This is a genomic window from Zhongshania sp., from assembly GCF_041584495.1.
Taxonomy (GTDB): domain Bacteria; phylum Pseudomonadota; class Gammaproteobacteria; order Pseudomonadales; family Spongiibacteraceae; genus Spongiibacter.
Window position 1 is genome coordinate 11,338 of sequence record NZ_JBFHDY010000029.1, and the last position, 21,469, is coordinate 32,806.

A 21,469-nucleotide genomic window follows, 5' to 3' on the forward strand; every position below is an offset into this window, starting at 1 on the left:
TAGCGCTAAACTTTCGCTTGAATTAGGGTGTTTGACGCGAGCTCAAGGATGATAATATTGCGAGTATTAGGCTGCCTGTTAGTCGTAATAATGGCGATAGTGGCGTCGCCGGTGCAGGCCGCAGATGAGACTAGCCCACTGCCGCCGCTCTCGGCCTACGGAAAACTGCCTGGGGTGGAAGACATGGCCTTGTCGCCATCAGGCGATCTGCTTGCCACCGTGACAACACTTGGTGAGCAGCGCCGCCTGGTCATTGGTAGTATCCATAGTGGCGTGTTGCGCAACTATGGCCTCGATGATTTGAAAGTGCGGGGTTTGCATTGGGCTGGTGAAGACCATCTTATTGTCAAAGCGAGTTCGACTCAGAATCTTGGTTTTGTCTTTGGTGGCAAGCATGAGCTTAGCAACCTAATGATCGTCAATGTTAAAACCGGCGAAGCCGAGTGGCCTCTACAAAATTCACGAAAAGTATTCAGCGCGAGCTTTCATATCCACCCGCCACTTCAGGCGGACGGTCGCTGGTATCAATGTGTGGACACCCTTGCCAGCGTGTCAGCTGATACTTTCGATCTTAGTTGTATTGAACTTGAGCGTGGCAGGCGTCGAATTATTGCTAGAGGGCGCCGCGAGGGCCAAGGCTGGGCCGTAGGCGTAGGGCTAAATGTGCTCGCATATGAAACCTACAATGATATCAATGCAAAATGGGAATTGCGGGCTTATAAGAGCAAAGACGTCCTAGTTAGTGCTACAGATAACTTCGGCACAAACAGTCTTGCTGGGCCGGGTCGAAGCCCTGGCACTGTGGCGTACTACCAGCACGACGCCCGCGGTGCGGGTCATCTTTTTGAAATAGCCGTCGATGGCAAATCTGCCCCCGTCGAACTATTCGCCGACATCAATATTGTGAGCCTGTATTACGATACTGAAGGGCTGCTTACCGGCGTCGTGAAAGAAGCAGATGTACCTGAATTAGAAATGTTAGACGCACATCACCAGGCGATTGTTGTTGGCACAAGAAAGGCCTTTCCCGACAGCTATGTGCACTTTATTTCAATGAGTGCCGACTGGCAGAAGCTTATTGTGTATACCGACGGTGCGGGTGACTCTGGCACCTGGTGGTATGTGAATATCCCCACGGGTGACGCCAAGCCTATTGGCTATAACCGCCCGGAGATACGCTCGCACCATGTGGCTACGCCGAGTATGTGGCAATATAAGGCTAGCGACGGCCTGACTATTCCCGCCATTGTGACCACACCGGTTTTGGCGAATAGCAAGAATTTGCCGCTGATCGTACTTCCCCATGGCGGTCCTCAGAGTCGCGACTACCTCGGTTTTGATTGGTTGGCCCAGGCCTTTGCCAGTCGGGGTTACGTGGTGTTGCAGCCAAATTTTCGTGGTTCGGGTAGTTACAGCGTGACATTTCGCGACGCCGGATTTGGCGAGTGGGGTCGTAAAATGCAAACCGATCTTTCCGATGGCGTCGCCGCGCTTGCCGACACAGGGCTGATCGACCCTAAACGCGTCTGCATCGTGGGCGCGAGCTACGGGGGGTATGCCGCATTGGCGGGGGTTACCTTGCAGCAAGGTCTGTACCGCTGCGCGGTGTCTATTGCGGGCTTAAGTGATTTGCCAATATGGCTGCGGTCTATTGTGCGTACCCGTCAACGTGACGATGAACGCTATGTGGAGCAGTATCTTGGTGTTGACAGCCCACGCGCCGATGAACTGAAAGACATCTCACCAGCGCATCACGCCGCCCGCGCCGATGCGCCGATTTTACTAATTCATGGCGAAGACGATACCAGAGTACCCATTGTGCACAGCGAAAAAATGTACAGTCGTCTTAAGAAAAAGAAAAAGCCTGTGACGTTTGTGGAGCTAAAGGGCGAAGATCACTTCCTCTCTAAGTCAGATACCCGGCAAAAAACCATTGAAGCTGCCGTGGGATTTGTTATGGAGCATAACCCGCCACAGGCTAAGTAAATTTATTGGGCTGTCTTAACCTTGGTCGCGACGGTGGGCGGCTCAACAAAGGAATTATCCCAGCCCATGAGCTTAGCCTTGGCCCGGGCAGTGCGTAATTCTTGTTCGGAAACCGGATCTTGTTTTGCCCAGGCGTTATAAAGCTGACGATTTTTTCTGCTTATTTTTAAGCCGTATTGTTTTTCCATATAAAAATAGCTGCGGGCAATGTCACCGCGGATATCTGGGCGGGGTTCAGCGCGGCGCTCTTTAAAGGCAATTTCGATATCGCAGGCACCATAGGCGCGCGCTTCGCCGTTAATCATCCCGAATCCAAAATTGGAGCGGTCACCGTTCACTTCACCAATAGCGGGAACCAAGTTAAAGACATCGGCCTCTATCGCCTTAAAAGTGGGGTCTTTTCTGCAAGACTTGCGCCCGCCTGTTTGCCAGCACTGCAGCTGATGGCCGAACTCCCAAGCGGAAACCACATGCTCCCATTCAATTCTAGCGGCACGCGTGGGGCTTTTTCTGGGGGTGTAGGCGCAGCTTTGGTGGTTGACGAGCAGCTTTTTCTTGCCGTTTAGTTTTTGTTCAGAATAGCTGCAATTACAGTAAAAACTCTGCTCAGCGTCCTCGTTATGGTAGAGCTGAATTAAGCGCTTTTTGGCCGCAGAAAAACTCTTAGGCGGAGTGTTCGTAGAGGCGAAGCTAGTGAGATGGCAAGCTAATAGTAGTACAACAAGAGTAAACCTAAGCACAAAAAGCCCTTATATAAATCGTACGCTGACATTTTTCGGCGCGCTAGGGCGGGCAATATAGGTGAGATTAGCGCAAATTAATACAGTAGTTAGATTATTTTTAGTTTGTGTTTGTTAGCTGTGTTGTATTGGCTGGTTAGCGTTTTTTATAGTTTTTATCGAAGGTTTCTGGGCCCATTTCCGCAATTTGCATATCAATCATTTTATTAAAGGCCAATAAAACAGTTGAATAATCTTGTGGCGCATGAAGTTCGTTAAGTGCACAGACTCCCGCTTCTATCGTTGACAAGCCGTCAGCACGGGGAGAACGCCTTATCCGGTATTGACTACTATTGTTAGCGGCAATAGTGAAATTCGCTAGCGTGCTTAGCCACGGATTTAAATGCATTATCCGGGCAACTTTGCGCCAGGTGCCATCGAGTAATATAAGATGTTTAATGGCGCGCTGTTGTATATCGGCTGCACTGATGCTGTCGTCGCCGGGGAAAATTAACACGCTGTCGGATTGCCAGTTGTCGCCAAGAATTTCTTCGGGCGAAAAAATCTCGCCAACAAGGAGCTGACTACCGCGAATCGACTTGGCGAGTAGCGGCGCAGAAGACAGCGCGTGTTTTGCTTCTTTGGGGTCTTGCAAAATAATCAGGCGGTACGCACAGTCGCGCCGAACCATCACATCGCAGAGACAGGTGCGTTGAGGGCGATCGCAGTGTGGGCAATATAGTCGTTTATTCATTGTGGATTAACTGCTGACCATGGGATTGCTTTTAAAACCGACAATACGCTGGCTTTCCAACTGTTGGCGCCCATCGTGCGGAATGGTGATGGGCTTGCCATATAAGGTATAAACCATCACGGCCTCGCATAGACCAATACAGCGGTCTTGCTGAAACAGTGCTTGATGCAGTCGGTAGGAGCTATTGCCGATATGGTCGATGCCGGTGCGGATTTTCACTGGTTCAGGATAGTGACCTTCGCCGAGGTACTGGATGCGAACCTCTATTAAGAGTATTTTGTCTGGGGAGTCGGCGTTAAAAAAATCATTGCGCTCGCTCATGTGGAGTTGCATTCTGGCGCGGGCACTCTCGTAAAAGCCAGCGATGGCTAAATTGTTGAGATGCGCATAAGCGTCCATATCGCCAAATTGAGTGTCTATATTCAGGGTAAAGGGGTAGGTTTTTGCCTGAAGTAGTCTTGGGTCTGATTTTTGCGCCATTGTTTCCGATGTCTCTTAGCTCATGCTGAGTACCATAATTTTACGCTGACTGGCACATATAGCCACGCTGAATTGAATATGAACTGCCCCTTGCTATTGTTTGCTTCAGCCCGAGTAGCGCAGATTTAAGCTACGTTTCCTCGCATTTAGTTCAGGCGTGGCGGCGGCATAATATTCACGGGTTCGGCTTCGAGTGATTTTAACGGTGATGTTGGTGTATCGACCCTCGTGTTGCCGGCGTGTAGAGTAGGCGTTACGCAGTTAAAAGAGGATGCGAGAAATGAATGACGCGCTAACGCTAGTCCAGAAAACTGCGCCGGTGATGCCGGTCGCCCAGTTCAAATCCTTAGATCACGCCCGAGCCTGTGCTGAATTATTTGCCGAAGCTGGCGTACCCGCAGTGGAAATTACCCTGCGTCACGCGGACGCGTGGCAAATGGTCAAAATGTTTAAAGACCTCGTGCCCAATGCCTTAATCGGTGTTGGCACCGTCATCAATCGCCGGCAAATGTTGCGGGCTGTTGACGAGGCGGACTTTGCAGTTAGTCCGGGCTTTTCACGGGAGCTCTCGATGCTGGCGCACAAAACCCTCTCCACCTATATTCCCGGTGTGGCAACGGCCACTGAAATAATGGCCGCAATGGCAGAAGAGCACCGCGTATTTAAAATGTATCCGGCCACGGCTATTGGAGGTGTTACTCTGTTAAAAGCAATGTCGGGACCTTTTCCCGATGCGGTGTTTTGCCCGACGGGTGGCATAAGCCAAGCGAATTACCACGACTATTTGGCGCTGCCGAATGTGCATTGCGTTGGCGGTAGCTGGATTGTGCCCAGTGAAGAGAATTTGGCTAAAGATCGGGAAGGCTATTTAACAATGTTAAAAAGCCTATACCAGTGAGCCGTATGAGTTCATTCCTTAAACGCTAGACTTGGTCTAGAGGTGGCTGGCTAAGGCGCCCAATAGATATCGACGGGTACGCGCTGTTGGTGCAGTACTAGGGAAATCGGATAATCGGCGTCTTTGGCCAGCGCGCGCTCCAGTACATCGCGCTTGGCCTTGCCGAACACCTGAATCACAATGCGCTCGCTATATAACACCGCGGCGGGGGTAAGTGATATGCGGGAGTACGGTGCAGCGCCAGGGTGCACGGCAATGCAGTGCTGTTCGTGAGCTGCCGTTAGCATGGGGTATTCCGGCGCGTCGTGAAACCACGACGCGGTGTGGCCGTCATTTCCCATGCCCAGATGAACAAGACTCAGCGGCCAAGTTAACTCAGCCAGCTGTTCTTCGCAGGCGTATTGGCCATCATTGACATCGCCGGCGTCATTTTTTAAGGGCAGGTAGCGACTGCTGGCGGCAAGGCCACTGAATAGGGTTTTATTGAGCATGGCTTGGTTGCTGTCTTGATGATCTGCAGCCACCCAGCGATCATCAACCAGCAGGGTTTGAATACGGGGCCAGTCCAATTTTTTCTTGCCTAGTAGGGTCAGCATATTGGCGGGGGTTGCCCCGCCAGACACCGCGAGACTTGCCGCGCGGTATTTATTCAGTGCCGTATTTAAATACTTGGCAATATCCTCGCTTAATACCGCGTTTAACTCGTCGCGGTTGGGTAACAATATAAGAGTCGGTTTGTTATTCATGCCAGCTTCTCCCGGTTTTTTCTGGCAGTGCCAGTGCAGCGTTTGGCCCCATGGAGCCTGCCGCATAGCTTTTGGGCTGAATGCCCGCTTCCTGCCACGCACTGATAATACCGTCTACCCACGCCCAGCAGGCCTCAACTTCGTCGCGGCGCATAAACAGGGTTTGGTCACCTTCCAGTACATCTAATAATAGTCGCTCATAGGCTTCATGGGCCTGTAATTCGTCATGGAAATCGGCATCGAGATTTAATTCGACTTGCTCTAATTTTAGCTGTCTACTCAGACCAGGTTTTTTATTGACCTTATACAGGGTGATGTTTTCCTCTGGCTGTAGCCGAATCACCAGTTTGTTGGGCAGATCATTGGGGTCGCCTTCAAATAAGCTGAAGGGGTGCTTTTTTAGTTCAACAATAATTTCTGAAAACCGTCTGCTCAGGCGTTTTCCGGTGCGCAAGTAAAAGGGCGTGCCCTCCCAGCGCCAATTATGTACATCGGCCTGTAAGGCGACAAAGGTTTCAGTATTTTCGCTGTCTTCAAAGCCGGTTTCGTCAAGAAATGCGGCAACTGGTGCCGATTTGACCGCGCCTGCAATATATTGGCCGCGCACCGTTTTGGCTTTGACATTGGCGGCGGTAATTGGCCGCAGGGCCTGCAGAACCTTTACTTTTTCGTCGCGAATGGTATCGGCGCGGAGGTTGGCGGGGGGCTCCATTGCGACCAAGCACAACAGCTGTAAAAGGTGGTTTTGGACCATGTCGCGGAGGGCGCCGGTTTTGGCGTAGAAGTCACCGCGACCTTCGACGCCAATATCTTCGGCCACGGTGATCTGAATATTATCAATATACTGACTATTCCACAGCGGGCCGAACAGGGCGTTGCCGAAACGTAATACCAATAAATTCTGAACGGTTTCTTTGCCAAGATAGTGGTCAATGCGAAAGATGTTTTTTTCGGGGAACACCTGTAAGACTTCGTGGTTGATCTCGGTGCAGCTAGCCAAATCATGGCCAAGGGGTTTCTCAAGGACTACCCGCGACTGGGCATTGACGACGCCAATACTGTTTAAATTTCGGCATATACTGGTGTACAAGGTGGAGTGCGTGGCCAGGTAAAAAACAGTGGTGGCGCTGTGATGCTGAACGGCGTCGCTGAGACGGTGGTAATCTTTGAGTGAGTTTACGTCTAAGCTCACAAAGCTGAGTTTGGCGGCAAAATTTCGCCAGTGTTGTTCATCCCAGAAGTGCGCGGGGAGGAATTCCTGCATCTTGGTTTTTACTAAGTCTCGGTATGTATCATCGCTCGTCTGGGCGCGACCCAATGCGATAATGGCGCATACATCCTCTAAAAAACCCTCACGTTGCAATTTGTACAATGCCGGTTGCAGCTTGCGCAAGGCCAGGTCGCCGGTACCGCCGAAAATAACAAGTTGTGTCGCTTTGTTTTGGGTCATCGCTACACTCTTCAATTAGGTTCACGTGAATTCGTGACGGCTTCAATGAAACGATTGCTTGATGCGGCTCAGCGCATTTTCCTGACTGGCCACTATAAATGGTGGTAGTACTGTTGGAAAACGTGTCGGAGCGCGGCGTATCTTGAGTTTTAGCATAGAGTGTTTGAGTGGTTATGCATACCACTGGCGTGCCATAAAAGCGTATCACACACTTGTAGTATGGTAGAAAAAAGCGAGTTTGCTATGCTACCCCGATTAAAATCGGGGTGACAAATGGCGGTAAGGGCGGCGCAAGAGCAAGACAGTGCGGCAGCGGCAGAGTTGGTGTTCTCATCGGGGCAGGTGGCCTTTGAGCAAATATTCAATTGTACTCATGGCCCAAATATTCGTGAATTCCTCGCCAGTGAATTCGCCAAATCAACAACGATGTTTAGTCACCGTCATCATTTTGTTTACGAACAAGATGGTCGGCTGATGGCCACCATAGGCGGTTTTGACAAAGCCAGCCATGACGCGACCTTTATGGGCAATGCCAAGGCCATTTTTACCCAGTATGGATGACGGGGAATCGTAAAAGGCCTGCTGTTTGAATTGCGGCTAGTTAAACCGCCGCGCAAAGGTTGCTATTACCTCTGTCATATTGCGGTTGACCCACAGTGGCGAGGCAAGGGTATTGCGGCGCAGCTCATTAATTTTATGGCAGCTCGGGCCCAAGAACTCGGCTATTCAACCTTGAGTTTAGACGTAGCAGAGTTAAATATTGGCGCCCTGCGCTTGTATCAGCAGCTGGGTTTTAAAATCATCAAACGCAATAAAAGTTATAACGGTGTTTTAGATAATCACCTTTATATGGAAATGGCGTTGTAAGTGGCTATGCAGCAATCGGCTAAGGAGGGGGCAAGGATGTCGGGCTTAGGCTTTACCCAGTTGCTGGCCACCAAGTGGACCTAGGGTTTCGCCACCGGCGCTGTATATTGGCGTGTCATTATTGCTCGCACCGAGAATTTCGAGTGCACGTTTGCCGTAGCGAGCCTGGGTACTAATGTCAGCGCCAGCTTGAGTATTTAAAGCTTGGCAGCGACTGAGAATCGTCAGGCTTGCCTGCCAAAGCGCGTCGTTGCGTTCATCGGCTGCGTCTGCTAATTGGCGACGGCGTATTTCGAGGAGCTCGAGATGCTGAACCAAGTCCATTTTCTGCTGAACCACCGCCTCCAACTGCTCAGCATCCCGCGCTGACTTTAAAATAAGTGCCTCTTCGCCCAGCAGCGTTTCTAAGCGTTGAGCTTCGAGGTGGATCGTGTGCAGTACTTCGCTCAGTTCATCGCTCATATTTAGCTGCCGCTTAGGGCTTCCATATTAACCAATGCAGCCGCCACTTTATTGGCGTCGATAGTAAACTCGCCATTGCGAATAGCGGTTTTGATCGCTTCAACCTTTTGCCGGTCAATGCCATCGCTGCTATTTACCTGGGCGCGGGTGCGTTCCAATAGCGGGGTGTCCACCTGTGCTGTTTTTGCCGTGCCGGCCGCATCTGGGCTCGTGACCGTGCTGTCTGATTTGCTGGCACCGGTACGGCCGCTGTCGAGCTTGCGAGCCTGACTCAGCGATGAGCCATCGATACGGTCAACCATTGTTAAATCCCCTTTAAATCGCTTTCGCCTGAAATATCGACACTATTAACCAAAACTTTAGCACGAATTTTACTGCGCTGAGCATAGGGGCTTGTCCCATGCTTGGCCGCGCCAGCGCTCAATTGAGCACGACACTGTTTTCGGACGCGACGACCCCCTCTAGCTGTTTGCCGGAATTGAGGTTTTTAACCAGAATTCGCTTGCCTAAGGCGCCATTTTGCAAGGCGATGCCCATCATACTTACGCTAACCGGGCCATCATTGCTATTAAGCTGAACGCGTTGGCCCTTACTAATAATACTGCTAGCGGTGACCATATTGGGCGTAAGCACCGCGCCTTGGGCAATACTCTGGCGGCTTTGATAGCCGCCGTTATCGCCTAAAGACTGTAAATAGCCATAGCCGAGGCTGGTGATATCGCGCTTCCCCCAGCTTACATTGTCAGCGTTAATAATGTTGCCCGGTGCAATTGGATGACGGGCCACCATGACCTTGGCATAGGCCTCTACGGTGACGGGCAGATAAATCTTCCAGGGTTTGGCGCCTGCGGTACAACGAACGCCGACCGTTGTTCGGCGTTTTATTTTGGCACCGTTAGATAAAAAGGCCTCGAGCTTACCCGGGCAACTGCTGAGTTTAGTGCGAGGGTCGAGTTTTTGCACAGTGATCGTCGTACTGAGTTGCTGCCATGGGTGGCGGGTGGCGATATAGGCTTTGGCGGTAGCCGCAATGCGGTTGTGACTTTCGGTAGACGCGGCAGTGCTGGCGCTGTTGAACAGATAAAGTGCCGTGCCCAGTAGCAGAATTTTACTTAAGGCTGTCGATCCGCGCATAGCCATTACTCACGTCAAAGATTTGTCGGTAAGGTAGTGATAGCAATGCTTGTGCCAGTCTTTAAGGGAAAATTTCTAAAATGTCTCAGGGCGCAAGGTCAGGATAAAGGCGGATAGCCCGTGCCGGATTTTTGCCGATTAGCGGCAAAGCCTTGCCGTTATTTTGGCAATTGTGCAGGGGAGGGTTTTTAAGTTATTGAAAAATAAAGGCTAAATTATATGGCACGGCCTTTGCGTTGATTCATTGCAAACACGGTACACAGCAAAAATTATGGTGTTAACCGATTAACGGCAACCAGCCGCACAACTTTAGCGAAACGGTAAGAAAATGGCGATTAATTTTGACAAAGCCTTAGGCATACACGAACAAGCCCTGTTATTGCGGAATAAACGCAATGAGGTCTTGGCCGCGAATATTGCCAATGCCGATACTCCTGGCTACAAGGCTCAAGATATTGATTTCCGCACGGCCTTATCGAATTCCGCCGCTGCTGGGGATCTGCCAATGCTGTCGCTTAAGGTCACTAATGCAGCTCACCAGCGTCGCGCCGATGGCAGTGCAGATGCCTTGGCGGCGTCGTTAAAGTATCGTCAGCCTTATCAGCCGTCGCTCGATGGTAATACCGTCGAGACCCATATCGAACAAGCCGAATTTGCTGATAACGCTATGCGCTATCAGGCCACCTTACAGTTTCTCGGTAACCGTCTTAGCGGGCTTAAATCCATACTCCAGGGAGGCCGATAAACCATGGCTAATCCACTTGATATCGCCGCGTCAGCAATGAATGCGCAAATGATGCGTCTCAATACCGTGGCCAGCAATATGGCCAATGCCGACTCGGTCGCGGGCAGCGAGGCCGATGCCTATCGTTCGCGGCAAACGGTATTTGCCACGGTGCTGGATCAACAGCGCGAAGTGGCGGGGGTGGCCGTGGCTGGCGTCGTTGAGAGTAACGCGCCAATAATGAAACGTTATGAGCCAGGTCACCCACAGGCAGATGTCGACGGCTATGTGTACGCCTCCAACGTTAATACCATGGAAGAGATGGCCAATATGATGTCGGCATCGCGCTCGTTTCAGAATAACGCCGAAGTTTTTTCTACCACCAAAACCCTGATGCTGCGCACCTTGCAGCTTGGCCAGCAGTAGGAGTCTGAGTAATGGAAGTGCGCACCCTAGAGCAGCTGCAAATGCAGAACGCGACCAGTAAGGCGAAGAAAGATGCATCGTCCTTGGACCAGAACGATTTTATGAAATTAATGCTGCAGCAGTTAAAAAGTCAGGATCCCTTTAAACCCACCGACAATACTGAATTTATTAGCCAAATGGCCCAGTTGACCTCGGTGAGTGGCATCAGTGAAATGAACGAAAATCTCAGCGCGCTGACCGGCTCGCTCTATTCTGCTCAGCTCCTCGATTCCTCGTCATTGATTGGTAAAGACGTATTGGTTGAGTCGGGCGTTGCCGCGTTACCCAGCGGAGGCAGTGTGCGTGGCCAAGTTGAGTTGCCCACTAGCACCACGGCCTTAGATATCGACATTTTGGCGCCCAGTGGCGAGGTTATTGGCAAGGTGCCAATGGGCCCGCAAGCGGCCGGTACCAGCCGGTTTGAATGGAACGGCATTGGCTTGAATGGCGAGCGTATGCCGCCGGGAAATTACCAAATTCGGGCCAATTATTTAAACGGCAACAAAGTTGAGGCACTGACTACCGAAATGCGCAGTGCGGTCATTAGCGTCAGTGTGCCCGCGGGCGGTGGCAGTCCCCAGGTGCAAATCCAAGGACTGGGTACGGTCAGTCTGTCACAAATAAAAGAGATTAGCTGAGTTGCGATTGCGCTATTCAGACAATGACAACACTACATCCTTAGCAGGAGTTACAAAATGAGCTTTCGTATCGCACTCAGTGGTTTAAACGCAGCGCAATCGCATTTGGATGTGACCGCGCACAATATTGCCAACGTGAATACAACCGGTTTTAAGGGTTCGCGTGCGGCCTTTGCCGACGTGTACGCCACGGCCAATAATGACGTAACCAAAACTACGCCTGGCGCCGGAGCGCGTTTGGCTACCATTACTCAGCAGTTCTCTCAGGGTAATGTCGATTTCACCGATAATAACTTAGACCTTGCGGTGAGTGGCGAGGGCTTCTTCACCATGAAAGGTTCCGGCGGGGTGACTTACACCCGCGCGGGCGCCTTTAGCGTAGATCGCGACGGCTTCGTGGTGAACAATAATCTTGAGCGCTTGCAGGTGTTTCCACCCACGGGCAACGGCGGTTTCTCAACGGGTTCACTGAGCGATTTGCAATTAGAGGTAAATGAAAATGCGCCCAAGCAAACCGCCCGCGGAGACATTGGTGTAAACCTGCCCGCTAACGCACCAGTGCCGTCGGTTGCGCCTTTTGACCCGACCCTGCCCGGTAGCTACAACCACGCAACATCTATGACCGTGTATGACTCACTCGGTACACAGCACACCGCGACCCTGTATTTTGTGCGCGATGCGGCGGCTAATTCCTGGAATCAGCAACTCTATGTCGACAATAACCCGGTAGGTGGCGCTAATACCCTAACGTTTAGTAATGCTGGCGTTTTACAGGTGCCCGCCAATGGTTTGGTGACTTACCCAGCATACGATCCCGGCACGGGCTCGGCCGACATGAACTTGTCGTTTAACTTTAATGCCAGTACTCAGTACGGCCAAGAGTTTGGCGTTAATAATCTTCAGCAAGATGGTTTCACCACTGGTCGCTTAACCGGAATTGAGGTGGCTTCTACTGGTGTTGTGTCTGCACGTTACACCAATGGCCAATCTACTCAGCTGGGTAAAATTGCCATGGCCAGTTTCACTAACCCCAATGGCTTACAGCAGCAGGGCGATACTTCTTGGGCAGAGACTTTCTCCTCGGGCAGTCCACGGGTTGGCGAAGCGGGCACCTCTAATTTTGGTTTGCTGCAATCCGGCGCCCTAGAGAGCTCTAACGTAGATTTAACCGAACAGTTGGTTGAGATGATTACCGCTCAGCGCAACTTCCAAGCCAACACCCAGATGATCTCTACCGCTGATGCGGTAACCCAAGCGATCATCAATATCCGTTAATTGAGGGCGGTTTAGGCCGCCTTAATCGGGAGTTTATATGGACAGATTACTGTATATCGGCATGACAGCGGCAAAGAATACGCAGCTGGCCCAAACCACGAATGCCAATAATTTGGCGAACGTGAGCACGGCGGGTTTTCGTGGCGATTTTCAGAATGTTCTGTCTAAGCAGGTGGAAGGCCCTGGTATGGCCACCCGTTTTAACTCGGTGTATCAGGGCGAAACCTCAGATTTTTCAGTGGGCTCTATTATGGCTACTGGCCGTCAGTTGGATGTTGCCATTCGCGGCGACAAGGGCTGGTTTGTGGTTACGGCCCCTGACGGCAGCGAAGCCTATAGCCGCCGTGGTGATTTTCATATTACCAGCGACGGCATGCTGCTCAACGGCGCCGGGCAACCAGTGATGGGTGACGGCGGTCCGGTGGCGATTCCCGAACACGAAAGCTTGATGATTGGCGAAGACGGCACGGTATCGATTGTGCCGTTGGGGCAGGGCTCGGAATCACTGTCGACAGTAGACCGAATTCGCCTCGTCGATGCCGCGTCAAATCAGTTGCAGAAAGGCGAGGACGGTTTGATGCGCATGCGCGATGGTGGCACTGCGCCAACCTCAGCCGATATCCGCATCAGTTCGGGCAATTTAGAAGCATCAAACGTGAATAGCGTCGACGCCATGGTGAATATGATTTCACTGGCGCGGCAATTTGAAATGCAGGTCAAGGCCATGAGCACCGCAGAAACGGTTGCTGAAACAGGCAGCCGCTTAATGCGTATGGAATAAACAAGGGGTTATCTATGAATTCATCATTATGGGTCGCTAAAACGGGTCTCGATGCCCAACAAACCCGGATGCAAGTAACCAGTAACAACTTGGCGAACGCCAATACTACCGGCTTTAAGCGGGATCGAGCGTCTTTTGAAGACTTGCTCTACCAAAATATGCGTCAAGTGGGCGGCCAGACGTCTCAGCAAACTCGCTCACCAAGCGGTATGCATATCGGTACTGGGGTGCGGGTGGTGTCTACCGAAAAAATTCACCAGCAGGGCACGTTGAATCAGACCAATAACTCATTGGATGTTGCCATTGAAGGTAAGGGGTTTTTCCAAGTACAAATGCCTGACGGCAGTATTGCCTATACCCGCGACGGTTCTTTTCAGCTCGACGACCAGGGCCAGATTGTGACCAATACCGGCAATGTGGTTGATCCGGGTATGACCGTACCCCAGGGCACCTTAAGCATCACCATTGGGTCCGATGGCGTAGTTAGCGCGGTATTGGCTGGCGGCGCGGCGCCAGTGCAGGTGGGTAGCTTTCAGCTCGCTGACTTTGTGAACCCGTCGGGTTTACAAGCCCGCGGCGAAAACCTGTATATGGAATCTGCCTCTAGCGGCTCGCCACAAACCGGCACGCCGGGTTTAAGCGGGCTGGGCAGTATTCAGCAAGGCGCCCTTGAAGGTTCAAACGTCAACGTGGTGGAAGAACTGGTGAATATGATCGAAACCCAGCGCGCCTACGAGATGAACTCCAAGGCCATTGCCACCAGCGACCAAATGATGCAATACGTGAATAATAATCTTTAATTTGCGATTTAGAGCAGGGTAGTGCATATGAATATTCAACAGACACAAGGTCGCTATCGCTTGGGTACTGCCATTGCGGTATTGATGGTGGCATTGCTGTCGGCGTGTTCATCGGCGCCTGCCAAAGACAGCTCTGCTGATTACGAATCGGCAGCACCCTCGGTGGCGCCAGACGATGACCAAAATTTGGGTTCTATTTATCGCTCAGGTTACGGCATGACCTTGTTTGTTGACCGTCGCGCCCGTCAGGTTGGCGATATTATTACCGTCACCTTAGAAGAGAAAACCGACGCGAGTAAGTCATCCAGCACCGCCACCGGCAAAGAGAGCAATATTTCAGTGCCAACCGTGACCTTGTTTGGTCGAGGCGTAACGAGTAATGGCGTGCCGATATTAACCACCGGGGTGTCGTCGGATCAGGATTTTTCAGGCAAGGGCAGTAGTACCCAGAGCAATAGTTTAACCGGCAGTATTACCGTCACCGTGTCAGAAGTACTGCGCAACGGCAGTTTACGAGTGCGGGGCGAAAAGTGGGTCACCATCAACCAGGGTGAAGAGTTTATTCGCATAAAGGGCATTATCCGTCCCGAAGACATCGGCGCAGACAATGCCATACCGTCTTACAAAGTCGCCGATGCGCGCATTACCTATAGCGGCAAAGGTGCGTTGGCCGACGCAAATTCCATGGGTTGGCTGGGACGTTTGTTCCAGTCTGTGTTGTCACCCTTTTGAGGACGGCTGCAATGTCAGTGTTTAAATCAAATTCATGCTTGCGCAAAATTGCCGCTGTTTGCAGCATTGCGCTGTTCGCTATCGCGCCGCTGGCTCAAGCTGAGCGCGTAAAAGACCTTGTTAACGTTGCGGGTGTACGCGACAACCAATTAGTCGGTTATGGCTTGGTGGTTGGCCTCAGTGGCACGGGTGACCAAACCAGCCAGGCGCAATTCACCATTCAAAGTATTCGCAATATGCTCACCGGCTTTGGTGTACGTATTCCCGACAATGTGAATCCCCAGCTTAAAAACGTGGCGGCGGTTACCGTGCACGCCAGTTTGCCGGCGTTTGCTAAACCGGGCCAAACCTTGGATGTCACCGTATCGTCCATTGGTAATTCCGCCAGTCTGCGTGGTGGTAGTTTGTTGATGGCGCCGATGATGGGCGCAGACGGCCAAGTGTACGCAGTGGCACAAGGCAGTTTACTGGTTGGCGGTTTGGGCGTATCGGGCAGCGATGGCTCCAGGGTCACGGTGAATATTCCCAGTGCAGGCCGCATACCAAACGGTGCGATTATCGAGCGGGCGGCGCCGAGTGCGATGTCATCTAACGGTGAAATTATGCTGAATTTAAAGAAAGCTGATTTCACCACCGCTCACCGCTTGGTAGAAGAAATTAACGCTAAATTTGGTGCCGGCACCGCCAGTGCCATGGATTCCGCCACCGTTAAAGTACTCGGCCCCAGTAATGCTGACCGTAGTGTTACCTTTATTTCGATGTTGGAGACCTTGGAAATTACGCCCGCCGAGGCGATTGCGAGGGTGGTGGTTAATTCACGCACGGGCACCATTGTAATTGGTGGCAATGTGCGGGTTATGCCTGCGGCGGTGACTCACGGATCGTTAACAGTATCGATCACCGAGCGGGTTGATATTAGCCAGCCCGGCGCATTTAGCGGTGGCCAAACCGTGGCGGCGCAAGAGTCGAGTATCGACGTGCAGGAAACTGGCTCGCGGATGTTTTTGCTGGATGCCGGGGTGACCCTAGAGGAAATTGTTAAAGCCATTAATAAAGTGGGTGCGGCGCCCAGTGACTTGGTGGCCATTCTTGAAGCCCTAGACCAAGCCGGTGCCTTGCGCGCCGAGCTGTTAGTGATCTAAAGGAACCACGGCAATGGACGTTAAAGCCAGTAGCAATTACCACGACTTTTCAGGTTTGGCTTCCTTGCGTAAAGACGCCAACGAAAATGCCGAAGAGGCGATTGCCCCTGTTGCCAAGCAATTTGAAGCGCTGTTTTTGCAAATGATGTTAAAGAGCATGCGCGCTGGTGTGCCCGAAGGCGGCTTGTTCTCTGATGAAAGCACCAAAATGTATGAAGAAATGCTCGACAGCCAGTTGTCGGTCACCCTTGCTGAGCAGGGCGGGATTGGCATGGCCGACTCAATTTCGGCGCAGTTACGGGGGCCGATTGCCGCTACTAACGCAAAGAGCGCAGATAGTGGCGGGGCGGGTATGAGTGGCGAGGGCGCAGCCTTGCGCAGCAAGCTGCAACAGCTTAGTAAGCAAAGCCACAATAGCAGTATTCAAGATTTCAGTTTGTCTGCCGATAAACTGTAAATGAATTAAGGGGTAACACATGGGTGACATGCTAGGTAATGCCCTGTCGGCACTGGTGTCGTATCAGCGCGCGCTCGCCACCACCAGTCACAATATTGCCAATGCTGACACTGAGGGCTATAGCCGTCAGCGGGTCGATTTTGCCACGCGGGTACCGCAACAGCTGGGCAACACTACGATTGGCTCAGGTGTAAAAGTGTCCTCGGTAAGCCGGGTATACGATAATTTTACCGCAGGCCAATTGCGCAGTGCGCAAGCGGCGTTCTCGGCGGTGGATAATAGCTATCAGCTGGCCTCGCAATTAGATAACGCCTTGGCTGATCCCAATTTGGGCTTGGGTGCGTCCTTGTCGCGCTACTACAACAGTATTCAAGGTGTGGCCGACGACCCATCCTCAATCTCGTCTCGGCAACTGATGTTGGCCGAGGCCCAAGGCCTGGGCGACCGCTTCGCCGATTTGTCGGCTCAGCTCGACAGTCTTAGCCGCGAAGTGAATGTGCGTATTAGTACCTCGGTAAGCGATATCAATGATTTGGCCACTCAAATTGCTGATATTAATTTGCTCATCAGTGAATCCAGAGGCAAATTCGGCACTACCCCAAATGATTTACTCGACCAGCGGGATCAGGCGCTGTTGTCACTTAATGAATTAATTGGCATTAAATCGGTTGAGCAAAATGATGGCACGGTAAGTGTGTTTGTTGGCAACGGCGAAGCGCTGGTACTAGGTGAGCGCACCATAAAAATGAATGCGGTGCCGAATGTCTTTGAACCCGGCCGAATTGAAGTCGCCATGGACATGGGGGGGGGGCAGGCGGTGATTAGCAGCAGTCTCAGTGGCGGCAGCTTGGGCGGCAGCTTGAACTTCCGTAACGGCTTGCTGAATGAAACTCGCAATGAACTGGGTCGTATTAGCTTGGCCGTAGCCAGCTCCATGAACGAGCAAAACCGCGCCGGTATTGATTTACGGGGTAACCAGGGCGGCGATCTGTTCTCGGTGCCGGATCCGGTCGTACATCGCAGCCTAAACAATACCAGCGCCACGCAAATGACGGTGCAAATCTCCGACCTGTCCCAGGTGACTGGCAATAATGTATTAATGCGTTTTAACGGCACAAACTGGTCGTTTTTTGATGAGGCCAATGGCGCGCAGCTTAGCGGCGTAACGGGCACTGGCAGTGTCGCTGACCCATTTGAATATAAGGGCGTGCAATTTAGCTTAAATGGTCCCGCGGCGGCGGGTGACCAATTTGTATTGCAACCCACTGAGGGCGCTGCCGCCGGATTAAAACTTGCGCTAACCGACCCGGCTGCCATCGCGGCGGCGGCTGCCACCCGCAGTTTAAACGGTAGCAATAATATTGGTTCAGGCAGTATTAGTCAGACCAATATCGTTGCCAGTGGCAATCCCAATTTATTGGATAATGTTGATATTGAATTTTTGACGGCCACCACGTATCAAATTAATGGCAGCGGTAGTTTTAGTTATACGCCGGGCGCTGAGCTGAATATTAACGGCAATCAATTTGTGCTTAATGGCAGCCCCGTTGCGGGCGACCAATTTTTTATCGGTGCCAATACCAATGCCGTGGGCGACAACCGCAATATTCTAAAACTGGCGGGTGCTGAAAACCTCAAGCTTCTTAATGGCGGGACGGTTAGTGTACAAGACGCGGTTAATGGTTTGGTTGGCGATATCTCAGTGGCTACGCGTAGTGCGCAGATTAATAAGCAATCCCAAGAAAACTTGCTCAGTCAAACCCGAGCGCGTTACGAGAGTGTGTCTGGGGTGAATTTAGACGAAGAGGCTGCCAACCTCCTTAAATTTCAGCAGGCCTATCAAGCCGCTGCTCAGGCCACCAGCATTGCCAATGATTTATTTCAGAACCTGATGAGTGCGTTTCGTTAAATAAGGCGCTAATGCCTCACTAAATGAGGCCAGACGCGGTGCAGTGGATATGACACAGAGAGTAGACGTATGAGAATCTCCACCAGTCAGCTATACGCCAATGGGGTTAATAGCATGTTGAGCCAGCAGGCCAAACTGTCTAAAACCCAGTTGCAGGTTGCCACCGGCCAAAAAATTCTCACCCCCTCAGACGACCCCGTTGGTAGCGTGCGCAGTCTCGAGCTGACCCGCGCCAAAGAAAAAACCGAACAATACGAGCGCAACGGCAACCTCTTGGGCAGTAGGCTGCGTTTAGAAGAGAGTATTGTGAACAATAGTGTCGACGTTTTGCAGCGGGTGCGGGAGTTGTCGGTGCAAGCCAATAACGCCACTCAGAGCAATGAGTCGCGTCAGTCCATTGCCTTTGAACTGCGTCAACAGCTCGATAATCTACTCAGTTACGCCAACACCAAAGACAGCAGCGGTCACTTTATTTTTGCCGGCTATCAAGAGGGCAGTTCACCCTTTGCCAAAACGGCCGGAGGCTATGTGTATAACGGCGACGATGGTCAGCGTCAATTGCAAGTTGGGCCCGCGCGCAGTCTGCCAGATGGCGACCCCGGCTCAGAAGTGTTTATGAATATCCTCAATGGCAATGGCAAATTTCAAACCGGAAGTAATCCCGCCAATACAGGGAGCGCAGTGATTGACGCTGGTAGCGTCACCGACTTGGGGCAGTTTAATCGCGAAGCCTTTACCGTTCGTTTTACCAGTTCAAGCCAATATGAGGTGCTTAATGCTGGCGGCGCCGTGGTCACCGGTGCCGCCTACCAGGATGGTGGCGATATTAGCGTAGGCGGGATGTCGGTTAAAATTAAAGGACCTGCGGCTGCCGGCGACGAATTCACCATCGCGCCCGCCCAGCGCCAAGATTTGTTTTCCATGGTCGAGGCGCTGGCAGTCTCCCTAGAAACACCGCGCAATAGCAATAGTGGCCGCGCCTTGCAAAACAGTGAAATTAATACCGCGCTTAGCAATATCGATCAGGCGATGGACCACTTGATTAACAAGCAAACCGGCATAGGCTCGCGCCTGCAGTCACTCGAGCGGCAAACGGATATTAATGCTGGTGCCAGCCTGCAAATTGCCGAGAATCTAAGCTTAGTGAATGACTTGGACTATGCCGAAGCTATTTCACGCTTCAGCCAGCAGCAAGCGGCATTGCAGGCCGCCCAGCAAGCGTTTAGTAAGGTGCAGGGCTTGTCCTTGTTTAATTATCTGTAGTGATAGTCGGACGGCCAGGTATATATGAGTAAAAGTACGGCGGATCAGAGAGTCTACACATTTGCCCGATCACACTGGCTCGTATCGATTTTATATTGCCGCCGGAGCGGCATTTTCGTATTGAGTAATGATCTGGATAATTTAATTCGACTCACTTGATCATATAAATTTCGACGACCGCGCGTAATGCTGATCTAGCGTGGTATCGGTGATGACCTCACGTGGCTTGCAGTGATTGCAATTAAACTGCGAGTAATAGAAGGCCTTTTTCTCCACGCATGAGTGTTGGAATTTTAAGCACCATAGGCTGAATTGGCTAAGCTCGCCAATACCGATAGATGCAAGCCGACAGCCGCTTCCTGAGTATAGTGATTCCGGCAAACGGTCATCGTTTGCTTACCCCGATGGCTCGTTGTCGGACGATGTGGCCGTGCGCCCTAGCTTACAAATATTGCCGACCAGTGAAACTAAAAGTGCTAAGTGCCTGGCGCAATTCTTGCGCTAACGAGCTGAGGTTGCTACGCATTTACGGGTAATGCATGTAGTTAAGACCGTCTAGCTTTCGGCATTACTTTCATTTATTGGCAAGAGGCCAGCGCAACTTTTGAACCACTTTGTCGATTTAATTTTTCACTAATGAACTGACCTGCCGCGATGAGTTTGTTGAGATCCACACCGTGCTGAATGTCCAGGCCATTGAGCATATAGACGAGGTCTTCGGTGGCGACATTGCCTGCTGCGCCTTTGGCATAGGGGCAGCCACCCAAGCCCGCAATTGAGCTGTCGATGACCGCTATGCCCCTTTGCAGTGAGGCGTAAATATTGGCTAAGGCCTGGCCGTAGGTATCGTGAAAATGCACGGCGAGTTTGTCGGCGGGTACAATTTTTAACACGGCATCTAGCATACGAGTCACCGAGGCGGGTGTCCCGGTGCCGACGGTATCGCCGAGGGATATTTCGTAACAGCCCATTGCCAGCAAGCGCTCGCCGACCTCTGCGACCTTTTGTGGCGAGACTTCACCGTCGTAGGGGCAACTGATAACACAAGAGATGTAGCCGCGTACCGGAATCCCCGCCGCCTTGGCTGCGCTCATTACCGGCTTGAAACGCGCAAGGCTTTCTTCAATATTGCAATTGATATTCTTTTGGCTAAAACCTTCTGAAGCCGCCGCAAAAATGGCAACTTCATTGGCGTTTACACTGGCGGCGCGCTCAAAGCCTTTGCCATTTGGCACCAGTGCCACATAACGAACACCGGGAAGGCGGTCAATTTGGCTGAACACGTCCTCGCTACCGGCCATTTGTGGTACCCACGCTGGGTTCACAAAACTGCCGGCCTCAATAGTGTTGAGACCGGCGGCGCTGAGCATATTGATTAGCTGTACACGGGTGGCGATATCAATAGGCTGCTTTTCGTTTTGCAGGCCATCTCGGGGGCCAACCTCGACAATACGGGCGCTGCTGGGGATATTGGTACCCATTATTCAGCGGCCTCTAGTTGCAGTAATTCAGCGCCGCCGCTGACCAATTCGCCGGGTTGGTAATAAAAGGCTTTGACTGTGCCGTCGCTTGGTGCGCGGATGGTGTGTTCCATTTTCATGGCTTCCATAATCAATAGCGGATCACCCTTTTTCACGACACTGCCCTCGGTAGCCAAATGGCTGACTACGGTTCCGTTCATGGGCGCGACTAATTGATTTTCGGTGGCGTCGCCGCTGTTGTCGCCTAAGTCTGGACGTTTGATATTGAAGTGCACGGCGCGCTCAGCGCTGTACATGCTGTAGCCG

General features: G+C 51.8%; 25 protein-coding genes. 15 read left to right on the forward strand and 10 right to left on the reverse strand.

Annotated features, from left to right (window positions below; genetic code table 11):
* Positions 1-48: 48 nt before the first annotated feature.
* Positions 49-1,986, forward strand: coding sequence for an alpha/beta hydrolase family protein (locus tag ABYP33_RS07240; RefSeq protein ID WP_373089925.1), 1,938 nt, complete (start codon positions 49-51; stop codon positions 1,984-1,986).
* A 2-nt stretch (positions 1,987-1,988) separates the two neighbouring features.
* Here the strand turns inward: ABYP33_RS07240 and ABYP33_RS07245 are convergent, their stop codons facing one another.
* The 3 genes from ABYP33_RS07245 to ABYP33_RS07255 all read right to left on the reverse strand — a co-directional run bounded on the left by ABYP33_RS07245 (position 1,989) and on the right by ABYP33_RS07255 (position 3,939).
* The gene (locus ABYP33_RS07245; protein ID WP_373089927.1) at positions 1,989-2,726 is read right to left on the reverse strand and encodes an endonuclease; all 738 of its coding nucleotides are present in this window, start codon (positions 2,724-2,726) and stop codon (positions 1,989-1,991) included.
* 136 nt (positions 2,727-2,862) lie between these two features.
* The gene (locus ABYP33_RS07250; protein ID WP_373089929.1) at positions 2,863-3,459 is read right to left on the reverse strand and encodes a tRNA-uridine aminocarboxypropyltransferase; all 597 of its coding nucleotides are present in this window, start codon (positions 3,457-3,459) and stop codon (positions 2,863-2,865) included.
* Positions 3,460-3,465: 6 nt separating this feature from the next.
* A complete protein-coding gene (locus ABYP33_RS07255; RefSeq protein ID WP_373089931.1) occupies positions 3,466-3,939 on the reverse strand; it encodes an acyl-CoA thioesterase in 474 nt (157 codons plus the stop codon).
* Between the two features lie 280 nt (positions 3,940-4,219).
* On the opposite strand from ABYP33_RS07255, the gene eda reads away from it, so the two are divergent.
* Positions 4,220-4,837: a bifunctional 4-hydroxy-2-oxoglutarate aldolase/2-dehydro-3-deoxy-phosphogluconate aldolase gene (eda, locus tag ABYP33_RS07260; RefSeq protein ID WP_373089933.1), complete on the forward strand. Its 618-nt coding sequence runs from the start codon at positions 4,220-4,222 to the stop codon at positions 4,835-4,837.
* 50 nt (positions 4,838-4,887) lie between these two features.
* On the opposite strand, the gene pgl is transcribed toward eda, so the two are convergent.
* Positions 4,888-5,583, reverse strand: coding sequence for a 6-phosphogluconolactonase (gene pgl / locus ABYP33_RS07265; protein ID WP_373089935.1), 696 nt, complete (start codon positions 5,581-5,583; stop codon positions 4,888-4,890).
* Positions 5,576-7,033, reverse strand: a complete 1,458-nt coding sequence (zwf, locus tag ABYP33_RS07270) for a glucose-6-phosphate dehydrogenase (RefSeq protein ID WP_373089937.1) — start codon at positions 7,031-7,033, stop codon at positions 5,576-5,578. The genes pgl and zwf overlap by 8 nt, the downstream gene beginning before the upstream one ends.
* 273 nt (positions 7,034-7,306) lie before the next feature.
* Between zwf and ABYP33_RS07275 the strand changes: the two genes are divergently transcribed.
* Together ABYP33_RS07275 and ABYP33_RS07280 are read left to right on the forward strand one after the other, a co-directional pair.
* The gene (locus ABYP33_RS07275; protein ID WP_373089939.1) at positions 7,307-7,594 is read left to right on the forward strand and encodes a hypothetical protein; all 288 of its coding nucleotides are present in this window, start codon (positions 7,307-7,309) and stop codon (positions 7,592-7,594) included.
* Positions 7,595-7,624: 30 nt separating this feature from the next.
* A complete protein-coding gene (locus tag ABYP33_RS07280; protein ID WP_373089941.1) occupies positions 7,625-7,900 on the forward strand; it encodes a GNAT family N-acetyltransferase in 276 nt (91 codons plus the stop codon).
* Between the two features lie 45 nt (positions 7,901-7,945).
* On the opposite strand, the gene ABYP33_RS07285 is transcribed toward ABYP33_RS07280, so the two are convergent.
* From ABYP33_RS07285 to flgA, 3 genes are all read right to left on the reverse strand, one after another.
* Positions 7,946-8,362 carry a flagella synthesis protein FlgN gene (locus ABYP33_RS07285; RefSeq protein ID WP_373089943.1) on the reverse strand — a complete coding sequence of 139 codons (417 nt, stop codon included), beginning with the start codon at positions 8,360-8,362 and terminating at the stop codon, positions 7,946-7,948.
* 2 nt (positions 8,363-8,364) lie between these two features.
* Complete coding sequence (gene flgM / locus ABYP33_RS07290) at positions 8,365-8,664, reverse strand: flagellar biosynthesis anti-sigma factor FlgM (RefSeq protein WP_373089946.1); 300 nt, start codon at positions 8,662-8,664, stop codon at positions 8,365-8,367.
* Between the two features lie 118 nt (positions 8,665-8,782).
* Positions 8,783-9,496, reverse strand: coding sequence for a flagellar basal body P-ring formation chaperone FlgA (gene flgA / locus ABYP33_RS07295; RefSeq protein WP_373089949.1), 714 nt, complete (start codon positions 9,494-9,496; stop codon positions 8,783-8,785).
* 328 nt (positions 9,497-9,824) lie between these two features.
* Between flgA and flgB the strand changes: the two genes are divergently transcribed.
* From flgB to flgL, 11 genes are all read left to right on the forward strand, one after another.
* Entirely contained in the window at positions 9,825-10,241 is a 417-nt protein-coding gene (flgB, locus tag ABYP33_RS07300) for a flagellar basal body rod protein FlgB (protein WP_373089952.1), read from the forward strand.
* 3 nt (positions 10,242-10,244) lie between these two features.
* Complete coding sequence (gene flgC / locus ABYP33_RS07305) at positions 10,245-10,646, forward strand: flagellar basal body rod protein FlgC (protein WP_373089955.1); 402 nt, start codon at positions 10,245-10,247, stop codon at positions 10,644-10,646.
* Positions 10,647-10,657: 11 nt separating this feature from the next.
* Entirely contained in the window at positions 10,658-11,323 is a 666-nt protein-coding gene (locus ABYP33_RS07310; protein ID WP_373089957.1) for a flagellar hook assembly protein FlgD, read from the forward strand.
* 57 nt (positions 11,324-11,380) lie between these two features.
* Positions 11,381-12,598, forward strand: coding sequence for a flagellar hook protein FlgE (gene flgE / locus ABYP33_RS07315; RefSeq protein WP_008246903.1), 1,218 nt, complete (start codon positions 11,381-11,383; stop codon positions 12,596-12,598).
* A 37-nt stretch (positions 12,599-12,635) separates the two neighbouring features.
* Positions 12,636-13,379 (forward strand): flagellar basal body rod protein FlgF, encoded by a 744-nt coding sequence (locus ABYP33_RS07320; RefSeq protein ID WP_373089961.1) that lies wholly within the window; start codon positions 12,636-12,638, stop codon positions 13,377-13,379.
* A 14-nt stretch (positions 13,380-13,393) separates the two neighbouring features.
* Positions 13,394-14,179 (forward strand): flagellar basal-body rod protein FlgG, encoded by a 786-nt coding sequence (gene flgG / locus ABYP33_RS07325; RefSeq protein ID WP_008246907.1) that lies wholly within the window; start codon positions 13,394-13,396, stop codon positions 14,177-14,179.
* 27 nt (positions 14,180-14,206) lie between these two features.
* Entirely contained in the window at positions 14,207-14,911 is a 705-nt protein-coding gene (gene flgH, locus ABYP33_RS07330; RefSeq protein ID WP_373089963.1) for a flagellar basal body L-ring protein FlgH, read from the forward strand.
* An 11-nt stretch (positions 14,912-14,922) separates the two neighbouring features.
* Entirely contained in the window at positions 14,923-16,053 is a 1,131-nt protein-coding gene (locus tag ABYP33_RS07335; RefSeq protein WP_008246910.1) for a flagellar basal body P-ring protein FlgI, read from the forward strand.
* Between the two features lie 13 nt (positions 16,054-16,066).
* Positions 16,067-16,510, forward strand: a complete 444-nt coding sequence (locus ABYP33_RS07340; protein ID WP_373089965.1) for a rod-binding protein — start codon at positions 16,067-16,069, stop codon at positions 16,508-16,510.
* Between the two features lie 19 nt (positions 16,511-16,529).
* Positions 16,530-18,419, forward strand: a complete 1,890-nt coding sequence (gene flgK / locus ABYP33_RS07345) for a flagellar hook-associated protein FlgK (protein ID WP_373089968.1) — start codon at positions 16,530-16,532, stop codon at positions 18,417-18,419.
* A 69-nt stretch (positions 18,420-18,488) separates the two neighbouring features.
* The gene (gene flgL, locus ABYP33_RS07350) at positions 18,489-19,682 is read left to right on the forward strand and encodes a flagellar hook-associated protein FlgL (RefSeq protein WP_373089970.1); all 1,194 of its coding nucleotides are present in this window, start codon (positions 18,489-18,491) and stop codon (positions 19,680-19,682) included.
* Between the two features lie 578 nt (positions 19,683-20,260).
* Here flgL and ABYP33_RS07355 read toward each other — a convergent pair.
* Together ABYP33_RS07355 and ABYP33_RS07360 are read right to left on the reverse strand one after the other, a co-directional pair.
* Positions 20,261-21,163: a hydroxymethylglutaryl-CoA lyase gene (locus tag ABYP33_RS07355; protein ID WP_373089972.1), complete on the reverse strand. Its 903-nt coding sequence runs from the start codon at positions 21,161-21,163 to the stop codon at positions 20,261-20,263.
* On the reverse strand, positions 21,163-21,469 hold a 307-nt coding region (locus ABYP33_RS07360; RefSeq protein ID WP_373089974.1), incomplete at its 5' end, for an acetyl-CoA carboxylase biotin carboxyl carrier protein subunit. The genes ABYP33_RS07355 and ABYP33_RS07360, both read right to left, overlap by 1 nt.